Here is a 17778-nt window from a genome sequence, read left to right as displayed (position 1 = left end):
CGATGAAGTTGGCACCAAAAAGCATGAAACAGTCATACTTGTGGTGCCAAACGTCACCATTCCTATGGCGTTAGTCCTGCCAAACAAGCCTCGATGACTTTATCTTCGCTGATTCCATAAACCTTCTTCAAATAATCAAGGCTGCCAACCTGACCATATTGCTCTTGTACCCCCAGTTTTTTGAAATACTGGGTTTCGGTGCCTGACTCTAACAATGCACTGGCGACGGCATCACCCAGTCCACCAATAATATTGTGGTTCTCCAGTGTTACTATGCGTTGAGTGAGCTTGGCGTAGTGGATCAGTAATGATTTATCGAGCGGTTTAATTGTGTGCATGTCAATCACAGCCACGCTTTTGTTGGTCAACTCGCTGATCTTGTCTGAGGTTGCAATCGCTTCATGAACGAGCATTCCTGTTGCGACAATTACTAGATCGCTTCCTTCTCTAAGGACATTACCTACACCGATTTTTATATCATTTTCAGACTGGTACAGTTCAGGCAGCGCTTTGCGAGTAGAACGTATGTAGTTGATCCCAGGGTTGTGATAAGCGTATTTCAACGCAGCTTTCAGCGTATGTTTGTCTGAGACATCAATGACCCGAGAATGTGGGATCAAACGCATCAACCCAATGTCTTCAAAGGGCATGTGCGTGCCACCATTAGTGACAGCAGAAACCCCTGCATCACTGCCAAAAATATTGATATGACGTTTAGCATAACCACCAGAGACAAACAGTTGATCGTAGCAACGTCGAGTAGCAAAACAGCCAAAAGAGTGCATAAATGGCACTTTTCCAATGGCAGATAAGCCCGCAGCGACACCGACCATATTGGCTTCAGCGATACCGCATTGCACAAAGTTTTCTGGGTGGGTCTGTGCGAGTTTTCCCGTACCGATGGTTTCCATCAAATCGGCTTCAAGCACCATGACGTCACTATGTTGTTCGATCAACTCTTGAAGTGTTTCAACGTGGACTTCTCGTAATTCAGTGTTCATTGAGTGCCTCTAATTTGTTTTCAATCGCTGTAACATCGTTTTTGATCGCGCTGATCAAGTCATCGTTTAAGCGCAAATGATGATTTGCGGCAATATTCTCGATGCTTGGGCAGCCTTGACCTTTAACCGTGTCTAAAATGATGGCGGTTGGTTTGTTGGACTGAGCCTTGTGGCTTTCAATGGCATTGGCAATGCTAGGAATGTCACCACCATTGACTTGCAACGCATGAAAACCAAACGCTTCGAATTTCTGCCTGAGATCGAATGGACGCTGTATATCGTCAATAAAGCCGTCGAGTTGACGTTTGTTGTAGTCGATAAACACGAGCAAGTTATTGAGGTTAAGGTGTGCCGCCAACTGAACGGCTTCCCAGCATTGACCTTCTTGCAGCTCCCCGTCACCCACAATCGTGAAGACCTGACGTTTTGTTCCAATTGCCATTCCCACAGCGCAAGAAAATCCTTGGCCTAACGAGCCCGTCGTCATATCTATCCCGGGGGTTTTATTCATGTCGGCGTGGCTAGGTAAGCGCGTGCCATTTTGGTTGATGGTATTGAGCCAAGCTTTGTCAAAAAAGCCGCGAATGGCGAGCGTAGCATACAGTGCCGGACCTGCATGCCCTTTCGATAACACAAAAAAATCGCGCTCATGACTATTTGGGTTTTGTGGATCGTGTTTTAAATAATGTCCGTAAAGGCAGGCGAGCGTTTCCGTAATGGATAAGCTGCCTCCGAAATGACCGTAACCCATGTGCATGAGGGCATTAACAAGTTCTTTTTTAATTTCTAAGTTCAGTGCTTCGAGCGTGCGTAGCTCTCTCGTTGATAACATAAGTACCTCGTGAGGGAGAGAGGTGGGCGATGCCCACCTTGTTATTAAGCAGATTCAGTTGATTTTGTGTCTTTTTCCGGAAGGAAATGTGTAGCAAGTACAGCAATAGTGAAGATCCCGACGCCTGTAATGACGGCGGTTTTACTGATCATTGCCAGATATCCTAGGAATATCCCTGTGACTGCGAAATCGGAATCAGAGAATGTGGTATTAGCAAATCCTAAGTCACCAAGTACAGGCAAAAGGAGTAGGGTAAGCACAGTGATCACCACGCCGTTGACAAATGCGCCGCACATGGCCCCTTTTCGACCGCCCGTGGCGTTGCCAAATACGCCAGCAGTAGCGCCGGTAAAGAAGTGGGGCACGACACCGGGTAAGATCAGCGTTAGCTCTAAAATACCAAAGACGCCCATGGTGATAAGGCCGCCAATAAAGCTGAATAAAAAGCCAATAAGCACGGCATTTGGAGCGTAAGGAAAGACAATTGGGCAATCTAAAGCGGGTTTCGCATTCGGTACAATTTTTTGAGAGATCCCGGTAAATGCTGGGACAATTTCAGCTAATACCAAGCGTACACCTTGCAAGATCACAAACACACCAGCTGCGAAGGTGATTGCTGTCAAAATGGCGTAGACGAAAGCGTTTTGACCGTTCGAAAGATTTTCTTGTACCCACTGTGGGCCAGCGGCAACGACAAGCACCAAGTAGATGATACCCATAGTGATCGAGATAGATATGGATGAGTCACGTAAGAAAACAAGGTTCTTTGGTAAGTTCAGTTCCTCTGTACTTTGCGAACCTTTTCCTACCATTTGACCTATCAATGCTGAAGAAACATAGCCAACCGTTGAGAAGTGCGCAAAAGCGACATCATCACTGCCTGTAATTTTTCGCATGAAAGGTTGTGCCATAGCGGGGAAAATCACCATGACCAAGCCGAGTGTAACGGAGCCAAGAATCACCATTGTTGGTCCAGAGAAACCTGCAACACTGAGGATAATGGCGATCATCGCAGCCATGTATAATGTGTGGTGACCGGTTAAGAAAATGTATTTGAAACGGCTAAAGCGGGCGAAAAAGATATTTGCAGCCATACCAAACGTCATGATAAGTGCTGTCGAAGCACCGTAGTCAGAGATAGCTGTGGCATATATGGCTTCATTGTTTGGTATGACGCCATGTAGACCAAAGCCAGTTTCGATCAATTGCCCCATGGGTGTGACCGCCCCAACCAAAATACCAGCACCACCCCCAATCACTACAAAACCTAAAATTGATTTCACAGTGCCTTTAATGACATCAGAAGAGGATTTTTTCTGGATAGATAAACCCAGTAAAGCAACAAGACCAATTAAAATTGCGGGGGTACTTAATATGTCCATTATAAAATTAAGCATGATCTATTCCTCCGCAAGTGTTTTGAAATAGTTTGTCAGACTTTGGCGCATCGCCTCTTTGTCTGTGATGTTTGGGATAGCAATAACAGGGTTACTCCCTAAACTGCCAGCCAAGTCATGGGTACAAACAAAGACGTCTGCCATGTCAGAAGTGACAGAGCCAAGATCGGTATGTTCCACTTCCGCTTCGACCCCCATCTCCTTTAAGACTTCTTTGACTTTTAGCTCGATCATGAATGAAGAGCCGAGTCCTGTGCTACAAACCGCCATAATTCGCATAAAGTGTTCCTTAATATTTAGCTAGGATTTTCAGGATTTGTTCTTTGTTTTGCGCCTTACTGACGGCTTCTACGTCTTTATCGCAGCAAAAGAACTCCGAAATGGATGTAATCAGTTCAATGTGTTGATTGCTGTCTATCGCTGCCAATAACAGGATAACTTTGACTGGATCATTCTCAGTGCTGTGGAACTCAACACCGTCGCGAACAACAAGTAGAGACAAACTGTTGTGGTTGACACCATCATCAGGTCTTGCATGTGGCATGGCGATCATAGGGGCGAGTACAAAATAAGGACCTAGCTGATCGGCTGTCGTTTTTATCGCATCCAAATAATGTTTTTCGATAGCTCGCTGCTCTAATAGGCACTGGCCAACAATGTCGATTGCTTGCTTCCAATCCGCAACGGTTTCTAGGATTTTGACGTTTGATGCAGTGATATATTGCGAGAGCAGCATAAGTTTTCCATTTGCACACACATGTACAAGTTGTATAGACATGTATCTATCATATGGTTATTTTTTGAGCTAACCGTGAGGTTGATCGAATTTTTTTGCTGTTTATAAAATAAACAACAAATAATTTTAGGAAGATCACGTTCTAGGTAGTGAATAAATTGGTTAAAGAGGAGAGAATGTTTGTTATGAAGTTCAATGACTATTCAAGTAATTGTGCATAAAAGAAATGGTTATTTTCTGAGCTATATTTTCCTGCCGAACATCAAAATAAAATTTTCAAATGTTAAAAGAAAATTAAAAACGAACCTTGTCAAACAGATATAAGTAATAAAATATTAAAAACAAACTTTAATATTAGGTTTTCAAATATTTAATTTTGTCTTTTGTATGAGAGTTTTTATTTTATAGAGTCATAAAAACATATAATGTGAATTATGTTGATTGGGGAATAGTGAATGGATAGTATTTGCCTCGAGAACAACAATAATAATAACTCTCTAAGCTACGTTTATGTTGTGTTGTTTAATTTGCCTCTTATTTATAGGTTGGAGTTGAAAGCTAAACAGATAATTTCTTGGCGCTTCTGTTTAATTTAAGGAATATAAGATAACGTAAGTTATCACTGAATGGACCACTAGCAATCGTAAGTTGGCTTTTCCTTCTAAGTTATGCCCGTGTAACTTTTGGTGGAGATAGTGTTGTGTAGATGCCTCCAATGCAGAAACACTTTGCTATCCCACCATTATTTTTTTCTACTATTCGTTACTCACTTCTTTCTCTTCATTTTTTAACTCATTTTTATAATCAAGAATAATTACTATTAAATAATAGACTTTTAGCTCTAGTTAAAATTAGAGTTTTAATTCTATTTACAGATATATTGATTATTTCCCATCAATAGCGATACCAACATCTAAAGTATCTAGCCAATCAAGAAACCTTCCAATATCATCACCTTTAAATATTGCACCATGTTGTGGACACATCATATCAATGTTTAATTTGCTGACTTTATCAATCCATGCACTTTTCGCTTTATTTGATGGCATCCAACGACGATGAAAATATTCCATTTTTGGTATGTGCTCATGAAAGTCTTCTACAAAAAAGGGGGCGTCATGTTTATCGAGTGCTGCACCAATATCACCTGACATTAGTATTTTTGCTTCAGGATCGTATACGGAAAAATTACCCGATGAATGCATGTAGTGTGCAGGAATAAACTGAATTTCTTTTCCTGCGAGCAACACCTTTCCGCCTTCGTCTTTAATCGGGGCAAAGGTAATGGATTCCATACCGAAATGGCGAATAAACCCTTCCCAAAGCCAAGGTGAATGCAAGGTAGAAGAGGGGAGTGCTTTGTCCCACAACCCTAATGATGAAATGATATCGGGGTCTTGGTGGGAGGCAAAAAGATGGGTGATATGCTCGATAGGAACTTCTTTGACAACGCAACTCAACATGGCTGAAAACAGCTCAATACCACCCGGATCGAGTAACATCGCTTGATCGCGATTGATGATCATATATTGGTTGGTATCGATGATTTTCTCTGGTTTTTCTGGATCTCGCGCAAAAACGAGCCAGCGATGAGCACCCTGCTCAAATAGTACTTTTGATTGCATAATTTACCCTAGCGAACAGTGAAAAGAGTTTTAGAGATTGAAGTACGTGTGATTGAATCGCGTCGGCCAGTTCTGCAACGCTTTCAGCAATAGTATTGAGTTGTGCTTGATGTTTTTCATCAGCTTGTGAAGCCTCAACACTCAACATAGTGGAAATGATTTGAGCGATCCGTAACTCGTCATAAAGCGTCTGCAGCAGATCATGTAAGCCCTTTGCTTCGGAAGTGAAGTGGTGACAAATGGTGTCATATTCAGCCTGATTGCGGATCCGTGCTTCATCTAAGCTATGCAGGTAGGTTGCATCAACCGCTTTTTCATAAACAGTCTCAAACCTATCTAGCGCATTGGATGCGCGCGTCCCTGCTGTCGCAATTTTGCTTAAGCTTTGGGCTTTCACGTTGATGGTATGGGAAGCGGCTAATGTGACACGGACTAAATCGTCAATGGAGTCTGTGATCGGGCGAAACCCGGCGGCACTTTCTCCTGCTCTTTGCGCCAATGCTCGAGCATTACTGGCAACCAGTAATAATCGTTTAGCAATCAGCATGCCTTTATTCAGTTCAGCAGCGACCTCTGCTGCAATTACGAAGACGGGTTTCCTAGCCATAATCATGCTTTTTTATTCGTCGATACTGTTAACTATAGATAAGAGTTCGAAAAGCACTAATAAAAATAAGGGAAAGTCATGGGGAGAAATGTGGTTGAGAAAAATTGGGTGAAAAAAGCTCCCCGAAGGGAGCTTTAGAGTAGGTTATTCTAATAATCCGGCGTTGGTTAATGCACTCAGGTTATTGTCGAGCACAAAATCGCTGAGTTGATCGAGCATCGCATCATGCATGGGCTCGTCAGCATTGCCTGAGTCTTGTGGGAACAAGAATGTGGAATGCGCACCAATATTGGAGAAGCTTACAAAATCCTTGGTGTTGGAAAGTGCGCTGTCGGCTTGCGTGACTGTTTTCATTCCTAGCTTGGTTGCCAGTGGAATGGTGCCAGCAAATGGACGCTGAGGCACGCTGTTTGGAACACTCTCATCCCCTTGCACCTGCATTAGGTATGCCGGGATAGTTGGAGACGTCCCGTCGGTGAGGTAGCTTGCGTTGCTGTATGGGTCAACGGTGTCCAGCACGGTTTGGGTCGCGTACGCAAACTGATTAAAGCCAGACTCCAACGCCGCTTTATCAGCGTCGCTGGCCATGTTGTCGAACAAGGTATAACAAGCACTGGCATCGAGTGAGGCGCAATAGCCATTTGCAAACGCTTGATACTCTGAGCTGGCTGTATAGGCAATGCTGTGTTTGATCAAAGGGCCATACTTTTCTGATCCAAGCAGCAGGTTTGCAATCTGGCCGCCTGAATTTGCAGTAGAAATTGATGAAAACTTATACATCGCATCCGCACTGCCGCCATCCAATACACGATTTGCCGCGCCAACAGCCGGAACACCCACAATGCCGCCTAATGAATGCCCGACAAAACGCGGCGGTGTGGTGAGGGTATTAATCGCAGACAGTGGTGTTGGTGCTAAGACGCCAGCGAGTTGACTGTAGGTAAGAGAAGCACGCAGTGCCATGACATCAAGAGCACTTTGTCTCACATTATCGCGTGCCACTGGTAAGTTAGTTAGGTTGAGATACGCGGTGATATCGGCATTGGCAGAACGTGAACTATCGAGACTGCGAGCGCCATGCAAAGGTAGATCAATCGCAATCACAGCTAATCCTTGGTTTGCAAGTTTTGCCGCATGGAAGTAGGCATCTTCTTTCGACGAGGTGATCCCATGTTGGTAAATGACTACTGGCCAGTTACTCGCTGCACCACTTGGCGTGAACAACAGGAACTCGACAGGTTGAAGCGATTTGATTTTTGGAATTGGGCTGTATCGCGTTAAATGGCGGTCGCTATCTAGGCGAGAACCATCGGATTTGGTCAAGTTCAACCCCACCAGTTTTAACTGCTCTGTTGCTTCTGTCAGTTTTGTTGCGTCAATTCCTGCTGCGGTGAGCTGAGAGGCGATGGTTGCTTGTTGCGTTGAATCTTCCAGTGCCTGTTTGATGAGCGCTAAGCTTGGCATGGCCGATTCAAAAGGTTGGCTGTTCCAGTTGTTGCCTGTTTCCAAGAAATAAGGAAGCTGAACTGTACCTTTAGAGACGTTGACGTTTAGGCCATCGGTATCGTACTCCGCTTTGAGTGTCGCTTTTAAACCTGTACCGTCTGGGTCCATGTAGGTATCAAAGTGACTATCAGCATCGAGTGCATCTTTGTAACCTTGTGTGCTGGTTACCGTTAGTAGGTGTGCCATGGTCAAATCGACATTGTTTGGGTTGGCGTTGTTTCTCCAGACTTGAGCAAGGCCACCTGAGCCCAGTGCGCTGGCTGTTGCCCCTTTTACCGCGTAGAGTGTTTCACCGACAGATTGGGTACTAAACCATGTGGAGTAGATGATGTGTTCACTGTCGATACCCGTCGCCGCGAACAAGGCTTCGGTACCATGGGTGACTTGTTGCAACGTTTGGAGTGTTTCAGAGCCGTATGACTTGAGTTTTGTCTTGATCGCTGCATAGCTTCCTGATGTTCCCACTGGATCACCGTTCACATCGGTGACTTCATCCGTGATAGCAAGAATGTATTCACCCTTGGCAGTCAAATCGCTGTTGAGCATTTGAATGGTGATGGTGTCGCTGGCAGCATCGGCGAGTGCAATGAAATCGACGTTCTGGGTCAGAATACGTTTTGGCGTAGGGTTGCCAAGCAAACTGTCAGTGAGTTCGACAAGGTAGATACCTTGTGCAACCACACCATCCGCTAACCCTGTTCCTTCGAAATTCATGATCAGTGGCATGGTTGTAGACCAGCCATCCATGGTTCCCATCGCAGCCAGTGGATTAGTGAGAGAATCGTCACCACCCGTTGGAATTTCCAGCGTCGCATCACTGGTATTCATTAAAGTATACGAAGGTAGAGGAACAGAGGCATTTTCGCCCTGTAAGGTGAATTTAATGCCAGTACTGCGTGCTAAAGCCGCTTCGATATGCGATTCGTATTGACTCTCGTTGGTGGTGCTTGACGTGTCATCACCGCAGCCAGATAGCAACGCGGCAGCGAGTAGAGTAACTTGTGTATTTAACTTCATGATCTGCTCCTGAGGGTTAGAACGCGTAGTTCATCTGAATGGCAGAGATATATGCCGTGCCTTCGGAATCAAATTCCAGATCGCTACCCAGCTTGTTGGTTTCTTTGAACGAGCCGGACTTACTCTTCACTAATGCAAAACCTGCATCGAAGCTAAGTGCATCGCTGTAGCGGTAGCTTGCTCCCGCTGAGTACCAGTAACGGTCACTGTCAGGAATGCTTAATGTGGCTTCGCCTGCTTGTTCGTCGAAGGCAAAACCAATCCGTGCTGTCCATTGTGCATTGATGGTGTATGTGCCACCTAACGACCAACGGCCATTATCTTCATACTTTTCTGACTTATAGAAACATTGTCCAGCTGTACCGTCATTACAATTTGGAGAGGTTGCTTTTAGCTCGGTAAAGCTGCTCCAGTCGGTTTGCTGATAACTGTAGTGAACGGCGACTTGTTCCGTCACCTGATGGAAGCCAGAAATTTCCCAAATTGAAGGTAATGTAATTTGCAGGCGACCTGTTACGGTCGGTTGAGTGGCAATGCCCGATCCGTAACTTGAAAACTTACCATCGTCAAAATCGAGATCGACAGCAGAGCGGTAACCAAAGCCAAAGCGGTGGTTTTGATTAATTTCATACATCGCACCGATGTTCCAACCAAAGGCGATGGTTTCACCGGTCATACCAATCAAGTTATCAGAAGTATTGCCACCGAATAGGGGGGCAAGCGCGCCTTGGTGACGGGTCAGCTCCGCTTCCGCATAAACAAGATTTAATCCCGCACCAAGGCTTAGGTTTTCGTTAACTCGATAAGCGATGGATGGGTTGATATTGACAGAGAGTAATGAGGTATCGCCCGCTAAATCACCCGCTTGGATATCATTGGGGTAATCCGTTGCCACACCATATGTGGTAAACATGCCGATTCCCCAAGACCATTGGTCGTTAATTGGGCTGAGATAGTACGCTGCAGGAACAAACTGCATAGGAGCGACATCTTTTGCATGTTCGTTATTGGTTTTGTCGTAGACGTTGACTTCAGGATCGATGACGGATAACGCTCCAGAAAATTGGGCTGTATCAAAAAGGGTCATAGCTGAAGGGTTACGAGCGATAACAGAAGCATTGTCGGCCACCGCTGCCTCACCAGAAAACGCGCGACCAAGGCCAGAAGCTGAATGTTCAGCAACTTGGAAGCCCGCTCCGTGAGCGTGGAAAGCCATTACGACAGAAAGAGAGAGCAGTGAATAGTGTTTCGTTTTCATTATATTGATCTCCAGAGATCACGGTTATAAACAGCTAGAAAATCGAATTAAACGTTAAATATTTGTGAAATAAATGTCAAAAATAATTTGTGATAATTTTGATGATATAAATGTTAAAAATGAAAACGCGCCATTATAAACAGCTACTTAAGAAGAAAAACCATTATCAATCAGGTTTGACCAGTATCATTTTGCTGCTTACATCAGGATAAGCAGCAAAATGATATGTTATTTAGAATGTTCTAATTGACTAATGTGAAATGACGGGCTGTGGTGTTAATGACCGACAAACCCAACAAAGACTTTGTCGTTCCCTAAGATTCGGGAAAACGCATACCCATGTTGTTGTGGGATAGCGGAGTGTTTTCCTGCGCCAACCGCAGGGTGTTTTGCTCGAAATTGTCCGAGAACTTTCCAGTGCTCTAATAACGCGTTTTGCTGATCATTCAATTGCCACACCATGTCAGAGCGTGTCCCTTGATGAAAATCGTCGGCATATGGTCCGATTGGTCGGCCGATTTCGTCGCCGTAATAAACTTGTATGGCACCTGGAGTTAACAGAAGGGCATTCGCAGCGTTTCGCTGCATATCATAACGATTAAAGCGGCTAAAAAATAACTCTGTGTCGTGAGAAGACATATAGCTGACAGGAGTATGGTCCGGTGTTTGCAGCATACTGTCGGCGTAGTTTTGGTAAGTCTCGGCCATTTGGCTGAAGCAGGCCGCTCCTTTATCCAGTTTCTTTTGTAGATCAAAGTTGATTAATGCATCAAAGCCCTGCTCTGCATAAGGGGAACGGTAAGCGGAATGGCCCCATACTTCGCCCATCATCCAAAAAGGTTCACCACGTTTATTGTTGGCTTTACGCCACTGCTCAAGTTGTTGACTGGCACTTTGTTTGAGCCGCTGCCACACCTCGCCTTCAACGTGCTTTACCGTGTCAACTCGAAAGCCATCGATTCCAAAACGTTTGACCCAGTCACTTTGCCATTCGATTAAATAATCTGAAACGGCAAAATTGTCTCTTGCTTTAACGCGAGTATTTGGGTTCTCTAGCAGCCATTTTGGCGGTGTGACAAACTGGCGCGATTCCGTTAAGAAGTCTGGTAAACCAGCGAGCGTGAGTGTGGTATCACTAGAGCCGGGCTCTGGGTAGTTAGGCAACTTGGCGCGAACCCAATCACTTCCCCACCAATTACGCCACTGGGGACTGTTGTAATCGATAAGCTGGTTGTAATCGTGCCAGTTTTGCGCAGAACTGGGTGTCCAGTTTGTCCAACGCTCAGGTAAGTTCTCACTATCACTGACGGCAATATGATCATGTTGAAGGTCGGCAAGTGTGGCATAGCCGGGGTGGTTGATCACCGCATCGAGCAGTACTTTGATGCCTCGTTGGTGTGCTTGTGAAACCAGTGTTTGTAGATCTTCTTCATTACCAAAGTTTGCGTCAAGCCTGGTGAAATCACGCGTCCAGTAACCATGATAGGCATAAAAAGGAAAGCTACCGCTGTCGCCACCACCAACAAAACCATGCACCTGTTCAACAATCGGTGATAGCCAAAGTACATTCGTTCCTAAGCTGGCAATGTAATCGAGTTTATCAATGATGCCTTTGAGATCCCCGCCGTGGAATGTGCCTATCTCTTGCTTACCATCTTTTTTACGACCATAGCTGTGGTCATTTTGCGTATCACCGTTATTGAATCGATCAACCATGACAAAATAGATGTTGGCATTGCGATAGGTGAAAGCGGGCGCTGGTGTTTCGGGAGCCACAGGTGCAAGTAACACCAAACCTCCGCTACTGGGGGAAGGGGTTATCGTTACCTGCTGGTTTTTTACCGTCACCTCTGCATTGGTGAAAGCGTCACGCAAACGGGTGCCTTCAGGAAAGGTATTAGCAACAAATAAGGTTACCGGGCCGTGCTCGTATTGCTCACACTTCACGTTGGGAATTGGGCGTTTAAATGTTGATTTGGTCGTTTTCTTGGTCGCCCTGTTGATGGTTAATGTATGCTGGATGTCATCGAAAACAAATTCATAGTCACCGCTAAATCGTATTTTTATGGGAAGAGTCGTTGCTTTGGCGCAATTTAGGCTCAACGGTGTGCGAAAGCGGGCTTTCTGCTGCGTATCTGCTTTACAATTTCCCGTTAGACCTGAAATGGTTAGCGTATAAGTGTCTTTTACTAAGGGAATCGTCAAAGGTGCTTGGCTGGTGAGAGGGAAATCTCGGCTCGTGGTTGTGGTAGAAATAGAAAGCGTAGGTGATGCATTGACAACCATAGACGTTAGAGCGGAAATAGCGGCGACTAGAATGGGAGTTTTCACGACATATCCTTGTGATGGAGTAGGGCATTGTCGATGTTAGCCGCCGAGGCGTCGCTTGACATCATTCCTTGTCTCTACGCCCCTAAACGAGTAATTGCTCACAAAACAACTACTCAAGGGATGAGCTGCTTTGCCAAAAGGCACTGATTTTTTGAAAGGTCAACCATTGGACATCAATAAATCCTAATAAACGTGCGATACCACCCAGATCTGCGGAATAACTTAACTTTGCAGTTATTGTCGCATTGAGTGAAGACGGAAAGCCTCTTAACCTGATGTCAGAATATTAGGAGGGAATTATGGTAGAAAAGGTAACCATGGCACAGCAAGGACCAGAGTTTTCGGAACTTGTTCAGGGCTATTGGCGGTTAGGTGAGTGGGGAATGACACCACAGCAGCGCCTAACATTTCTAAAGCAGCATATTGAGCTTGGTATTAGCACCGTTGACCATGCTGATATTTACGGCGGCTATGAATGTGAAGCGCTATTTGGTGAAGCGTTAAAGCTTGAACCTTCGATTCGTGAACAAATTGAGATTGTGACCAAATGCGATATTAATCTCTGTACAGAGATTAATCCTGAACGAAAAATCAATCATTACGACACCAGTGCGGCGCACATTTATCAGTCGGTCAATAACTCATTAGAGCGATTGGGCGTAGAGCAGATTGATGTTTTATTAATTCATCGCCCAGATGTGTTGATGGATGCTGATGAAGTCGCAGAAGCATTTAGTGAATTGAACAAAGTGGGTAAAGTGAAACATTTTGGTGTATCAAACTTCACGCTTGCTCAGTTTGAGCTTTTGCAATCGCGCCTGTCGCGACCTCTGGTGACAAACCAAGTTGAGATCAATCCGTTGAATTTTGATGTAGCTCATGACGGCACACTTGATCAACTGCAAATGAAACGCGTAAGGCCAATGGCTTGGTCTTGCCTCGCAGGTGGTGAAATATTTACAGGTACTTCTGAGCAGGCGAAACGTGTGCGTGCGGAGCTAGAAGCATTGCGCGAAGAGGTTGGTGCCGAAAGTATTGATCAAGTGATTTATGCGTGGGTTCGTCGCTTACCTTCTAAACCATTACCTATTATTGGTTCAGGAAAAATTGAGCGAGTACATTCAGCAGCCAAAGCGTTAGATATTGAACTGACTCGAGAGCAGTGGTATCGGGTTTGGGTGGCGTCAAAAGGCCACGGTGTGCCATAGAAAACACAATAAAAAAGCCAGCGTTTAAGCTGGCTTTTTTGTGATGCCATTATAGTTCGTCGGCATATTCTTCTGCAAAGTCTCGAACTTTCTCGCTTGTTGCTTCAGTTGAAAGTCGAACCAGTTGAGCTTTGTATTTTTGGTTACCAGAAACGCCTAATACGCGGCAAATCCATGCATGGTAATCTGCATACAGAGAAGGTCGATAGCCACGATTTACGGCCGTATCGAGTTGTTTGCTGAGTGCGTCTAGCAAAAACTCGTTCTCACGGTGATCCCTATAAATGCGTTTCACCGCTTTTTTCTTCAAATAAAGGTCATTTGCAATCGTCATATTGTATAGCTGATGCTCTTGCCAGCTTACATTCGCATCGTTAGGGAGCGGTAGGTGAATTTGGTACGATTTCAGGTGGCGAGCTTCCATCTCTTTGATACTGTCTTTTGCAAAGTTACGTAATTGCTCTGATGAACCTTCTTTGGCCACAAGCTCGAGAGTGTTTAAATACTCGGTTAAACCTGCTTCCGTGAGCGTCTTAATTTGCTCTTCGAGTTCATCTAACTCATCTTTAGACAAGGCTTTCTTATAGCTAGCCAGTACCGCTTCGTTAATTGGATCGAATAGTTTAGGTTGGTTCAACCACTGATCTTGAATCTCTTCATATGCATCCATACGTTTTTTACGCTGAGAACTTAAGATATCAGCGAGTAGCGGCGCTGTGACAGATTCAGGAATGTATGAGCGGTCCATGGTCGGTTGAGGTTGCTTCTGAAACTCAGCGAATTTGTCTTCTACTCCGTCTTTTAGCTTTTCAATTGCATCAGGATTCTTCACATACCCTTCATAAGTTGGAATCTCTTCTTTAAGTAGAGTTACGACATCAAAAGCAATAGAGACTGAAAACGAAGCGTCACGTTTGATACTTTCCTCTGATAACTTTTTAAAATAGTGAAGGCCTTTAATCGTGCGCTCTTTACTAAAGTAGATCGGCTGTTTTTTACCGTTTTGAACTGCGTAAACACTATAGTAGGCGCGAGGCACGCCAATACTATCAATTGGAAATGGTGTGCCTTCACCAGCGAAGACGCGACGATAATCAACCTGTACTTTTAAAGGGATAGCTTTCGGATCATTATTGTCAGCCAACAGTCCTTCTTCTTCGAGCTTTGCGAGGAAAGCCATTTCCATGAGTTCACGAGTTTGTTCCTGATCTAGATAATTTGGAAAGCTTAACTTTTGAACCAGATCGATATTGAAATCTTTTACGGTGAACTGAGAACCTGCAGGGATTACTGCAGGTTCAACTTTTGCTTGTTTTGGAGATGAACCACAGCCAGATATAGCGAGAATGAATGGAAGAAATAGAATAGACAACAGCGTTTTATATTTTTTCATTTAATTCTCCTTTATTATTAGATTGATAGGTTAGGAGTACTAGTTTTTCATTTCCAATACTTTATTTACAAAACGAGTATTAGATCAGATAAGTGGTTCTTATTAATGTTTTTATCAAAAATTAAGCCAGCAAAGTGCTGGCTTTTTAAGGTAATTAAGAGAATGCAATATCGAATGAATCATCATTAGTGAGAAGCGTGTATTCCACCCCATCGGATAATACATGAACTTGATGATATTCATCAGCGTCGAAGCCTTTGCGTTCAATCTCTCTGGTTTGTTTATTGGTAAGATCGTCTACGTCAATTAACGTGATTTCTGTTGAAAACGTAAGATCGATATCCGTAACAATCAGTCCAGTCGTGGCTTTTGAGTTGCTAGCAAGATCGTCGCTATCCAGTGTGAGCGTTTGGTTGAAGCCCTTTCCTTGTATTGCTTCAAAACCTTCGAAAGTAATGGTGTCATCACCATTGGTAATCAGAATATCGAAGCCTTTACCACCATCCACATGACGTTCTTTGTCATCGCGGCTTGCTGCTGATAATTGTGATAGATCAACAATGTCATTTCCTTTGCCGACATTAATCGAGAACTCTGTGTATTGCGAGCCTTCAATATTTTCCAGCGTGACGGTATCGTCGCCTCGTCCTGTATCTATATCGAATGTATTGCTCCAGCTATCGCTATTGCTTTTGACGCCGATATTAATTGTGTCGTTTGATGCAGAGTTTGATGTATCGATCTGACCACGCTTTACATTCGTGATGTTCAATGTAGAAAATCCACTTTCTGATTTATTGAAAATATTAACATCGACAATATTATTGATATCTATAAATGTGGAATTGGATGAAATATTCGCTTCCTTATACCCAATTTTGTTCCACTGATCTGAGTTTATTATGATTTTGTCGAGCTTTATTAAATCATCATGGTCAGTGCAAGCGATAGTTATGCCGCTTTTATTCCACAATAAGTAAGAATCTTCCTGAATATAAGTGGCATTGTCTTTGGTTAGGTTCTTGGATGTGCCTGTACCATCAATATTCGTTGTTCCTATTAAAATAGCCATATAATTACTCCCTTAATTATTTTTATCTAAGCCTTGGGCTTCAGGAATAGTTTCATATAAGCCTAATAAAATGCAATGACCATCATCATGACCAGTACGTACGTAGTTACCTAGGAATTAGGTTTGAATTTATATGTTAATGTGGAACAAAAGTGCTAAATTTCTTGGTTGGGTTATGGAGTGATCTTATAGAAATAGTTGGCGTGAATGTAATTTTGCGACGCAAAGTGAATTATAATATTGATATTAATTATGTTCAAAAATTGTCAATTTATTTTAAATTCTTAATTTTTATTTTCTTTAAGAAAAAACTTACAACATATTTAACTTTACTGTGAATGTAACCCAATCACGAATAAAACTCTGGCTTATGTTCCGTTGTTGATTGGGGTGTATGAACTGATTTTTGGCAAATAGGTGGAATATAAAGTTGAAGGTAAGACTCGGTTAACCGAGGCCTAAAAAAGCTGCTCGTTTGAGCAGCTTCTTTATTATTAAGCGATATCGAATGAATCGTCATTCGTTAGGATGGTGTATTCAACACCGTCAGATACAACGTTTACTTGGTGGTAATCGTCAGAATCTAGTCCCATACGCTCTAGGTAGTTCACTTGCTTCATACCAAGGTCGTGAGATTCTACCATGGTTACATCATCAGAGAATTCAACGTCGATATCAGAAACAACCAAGCCAAAACCTTGTTTGTAGTTTGCTGCAAGTGCGTCTGAATCTAGAGTCAACGTTTGGTCGAAACCAGTACCTTGAACAACTTCGAAACCTTCGAACGTGATGGTGTCATCACCGTTAGTAATTAGCGTGTCGAAGCCTTTACCACCTTCAATGTGACGTTCTTTGTCTGCACTGCTAGCGTAAGCCATTCCTGAAACATCAACAGTGTCGTTACCCTTACCAGCATCAATTGAGAATGATGTGTATTGAGAACCTTCAATACCTGTCATTGTGATCTCGTCGTTACCGTGACCAGAGTTGATATCGAAGTGGTTGCTCCAGCTATCGCTGTTGCTCTTAACACCTACATTGATTACGTCATTAGAGACGCCATTTGATGTATCAATTTGACCACGTTTTACGTTCATTACATTGATTTCTGAGAAGTGTGAAGCCGTGTTGTTTATGATGTTCACATCAACAACATTGTTAATATCAATGTAAGTTGCTTCAGAATTTAGGTTTGCTTCTTTGTAACCTTCTTTATTCCACTCATCAGAACTGATAGTAATGCTATCAATCTTGCTGTGATCTTCGTTATCGGACTCTACAGTCACGCCGTCTTCGTTCCAAGTTAGTGAAGAATCGTCGTTGATGTATGTGCCGTTGTTTTCATCTAAATCAACAGAAGAACCTGTACCGTCAGTATTCGTGGTACCAATAATAATGCTCATTGTATTGTTCCTAGTATGATGGAATTAATTTGTGAGCACATTCTTATATAAAGTTGAGAATTTGTAATCGTAGTGAAAGTCTTTTGGTTTTATTTTGGTACTATTGGCTTAATTAGTTCTAAATTATGATTTTTAAATGCACCTATAAATCCAATTGCATGTATTAATGAATTTGTGATCAATTTGTATTTGTTTAATATATTGAGCGAATGTGTTTTGATTAAAAATTAAGCGTTATTCTTATTTTCTTTCATAGATGTTCTGAAGTTCACCGTAATTTCAATTAGGGACCAGATGCATATGCAGGAAAAATCTGATGCTTATGTCAGTTACCGCTGTTGCATTGTTCGTAGTTAAGAATAAGCCGTTGTTATATATTAAGGATTATGAAA

14 protein-coding genes are annotated in these 17778 nt (G+C 43.2%); 1 reads left to right on the top strand and 13 read right to left on the bottom strand.

All coding sequences use genetic code 11. The annotated features are described in order from the left end of the window. Window positions 1-62: 62 nt before the first annotated feature. From ACQEXS_RS09925 to ACQEXS_RS09880, 10 genes are all read right to left on the bottom strand, one after another. Window positions 63-1001, bottom strand: coding sequence for a transketolase family protein (locus ACQEXS_RS09925; RefSeq protein WP_427013709.1), 939 nt, complete (start codon window positions 999-1001; stop codon window positions 63-65). Beyond that, on the bottom strand, window positions 991-1833 hold the full coding sequence (locus ACQEXS_RS09920) for a transketolase (protein ID WP_427013708.1): 843 nt from the start codon (window positions 1831-1833) through the stop codon (window positions 991-993). The genes ACQEXS_RS09925 and ACQEXS_RS09920 overlap by 11 nt, the downstream gene beginning before the upstream one ends. Before the next feature lie 44 nt (window positions 1834-1877). Continuing rightward, window positions 1878-3230 carry a PTS ascorbate transporter subunit IIC gene (locus ACQEXS_RS09915; RefSeq protein ID WP_367990206.1) on the bottom strand — a complete coding sequence of 451 codons (1353 nt, stop codon included), beginning with the start codon at window positions 3228-3230 and terminating at the stop codon, window positions 1878-1880. A gap of 3 nt (window positions 3231-3233) precedes the next feature. Next, window positions 3234-3509 (bottom strand): PTS sugar transporter subunit IIB, encoded by a 276-nt coding sequence (locus ACQEXS_RS09910; RefSeq protein WP_427013707.1) that lies wholly within the window; start codon window positions 3507-3509, stop codon window positions 3234-3236. 10 nt (window positions 3510-3519) lie between these two features. Next, window positions 3520-4008, bottom strand: coding sequence for a PTS sugar transporter subunit IIA (locus tag ACQEXS_RS09905; protein WP_427013706.1), 489 nt, complete (start codon window positions 4006-4008; stop codon window positions 3520-3522). 842 nt (window positions 4009-4850) lie between these two features. After that, a complete protein-coding gene (locus tag ACQEXS_RS09900) occupies window positions 4851-5591 on the bottom strand; it encodes an MBL fold metallo-hydrolase (RefSeq protein WP_427013705.1) in 741 nt (246 codons plus the stop codon). After that, window positions 5569-6198: a chemotaxis protein gene (locus tag ACQEXS_RS09895; RefSeq protein WP_367990203.1), complete on the bottom strand. Its 630-nt coding sequence runs from the start codon at window positions 6196-6198 to the stop codon at window positions 5569-5571. Before ACQEXS_RS09895 ends, ACQEXS_RS09900 begins: the two co-directional genes overlap by 23 nt. Before the next feature lie 144 nt (window positions 6199-6342). Beyond that, window positions 6343-8721 (bottom strand): VolA/Pla-1 family phospholipase, encoded by a 2379-nt coding sequence (locus ACQEXS_RS09890; RefSeq protein WP_427013704.1) that lies wholly within the window; start codon window positions 8719-8721, stop codon window positions 6343-6345. Between the two features lie 16 nt (window positions 8722-8737). After that, window positions 8738-9979 (bottom strand): outer membrane protein transport protein, encoded by a 1242-nt coding sequence (locus tag ACQEXS_RS09885; protein ID WP_427013703.1) that lies wholly within the window; start codon window positions 9977-9979, stop codon window positions 8738-8740. Between the two features lie 276 nt (window positions 9980-10255). Then, window positions 10256-12310, bottom strand: coding sequence for an alpha-amylase (locus ACQEXS_RS09880; protein WP_427013702.1), 2055 nt, complete (start codon window positions 12308-12310; stop codon window positions 10256-10258). Window positions 12311-12609: 299 nt separating this feature from the next. Here ACQEXS_RS09880 and ACQEXS_RS09875 point away from each other — a divergent pair, with 299 nt between their 5' ends. Continuing rightward, the gene (locus ACQEXS_RS09875; protein ID WP_427013701.1) at window positions 12610-13518 is read left to right on the top strand and encodes an aldo/keto reductase; all 909 of its coding nucleotides are present in this window, start codon (window positions 12610-12612) and stop codon (window positions 13516-13518) included. Between the two features lie 49 nt (window positions 13519-13567). On the opposite strand, the gene ACQEXS_RS09870 is transcribed toward ACQEXS_RS09875, so the two are convergent. The 3 genes from ACQEXS_RS09870 to ACQEXS_RS09860 form a co-directional block, all read right to left on the bottom strand. Continuing rightward, a complete protein-coding gene (locus ACQEXS_RS09870; protein WP_427013700.1) occupies window positions 13568-14911 on the bottom strand; it encodes a hypothetical protein in 1344 nt (447 codons plus the stop codon). A gap of 154 nt (window positions 14912-15065) precedes the next feature. Beyond that, on the bottom strand, window positions 15066-15983 hold the full coding sequence (locus ACQEXS_RS09865; RefSeq protein WP_427013699.1) for a hypothetical protein: 918 nt from the start codon (window positions 15981-15983) through the stop codon (window positions 15066-15068). 494 nt (window positions 15984-16477) lie between these two features. Then, on the bottom strand, window positions 16478-17386 hold the full coding sequence (locus tag ACQEXS_RS09860; protein WP_427013698.1) for a hypothetical protein: 909 nt from the start codon (window positions 17384-17386) through the stop codon (window positions 16478-16480). Between the last annotated feature and the right edge of the window lie 392 nt (window positions 17387-17778).

This window comes from Vibrio sp. TRT 17S01, from assembly GCF_050113695.1.
Taxonomy (GTDB): Bacteria; Pseudomonadota; Gammaproteobacteria; order Enterobacterales; family Vibrionaceae; genus Vibrio.
Note: the sequence above shows the minus strand (reverse complement) of the source record. Positions and strands in the feature narration are given on the sequence as shown.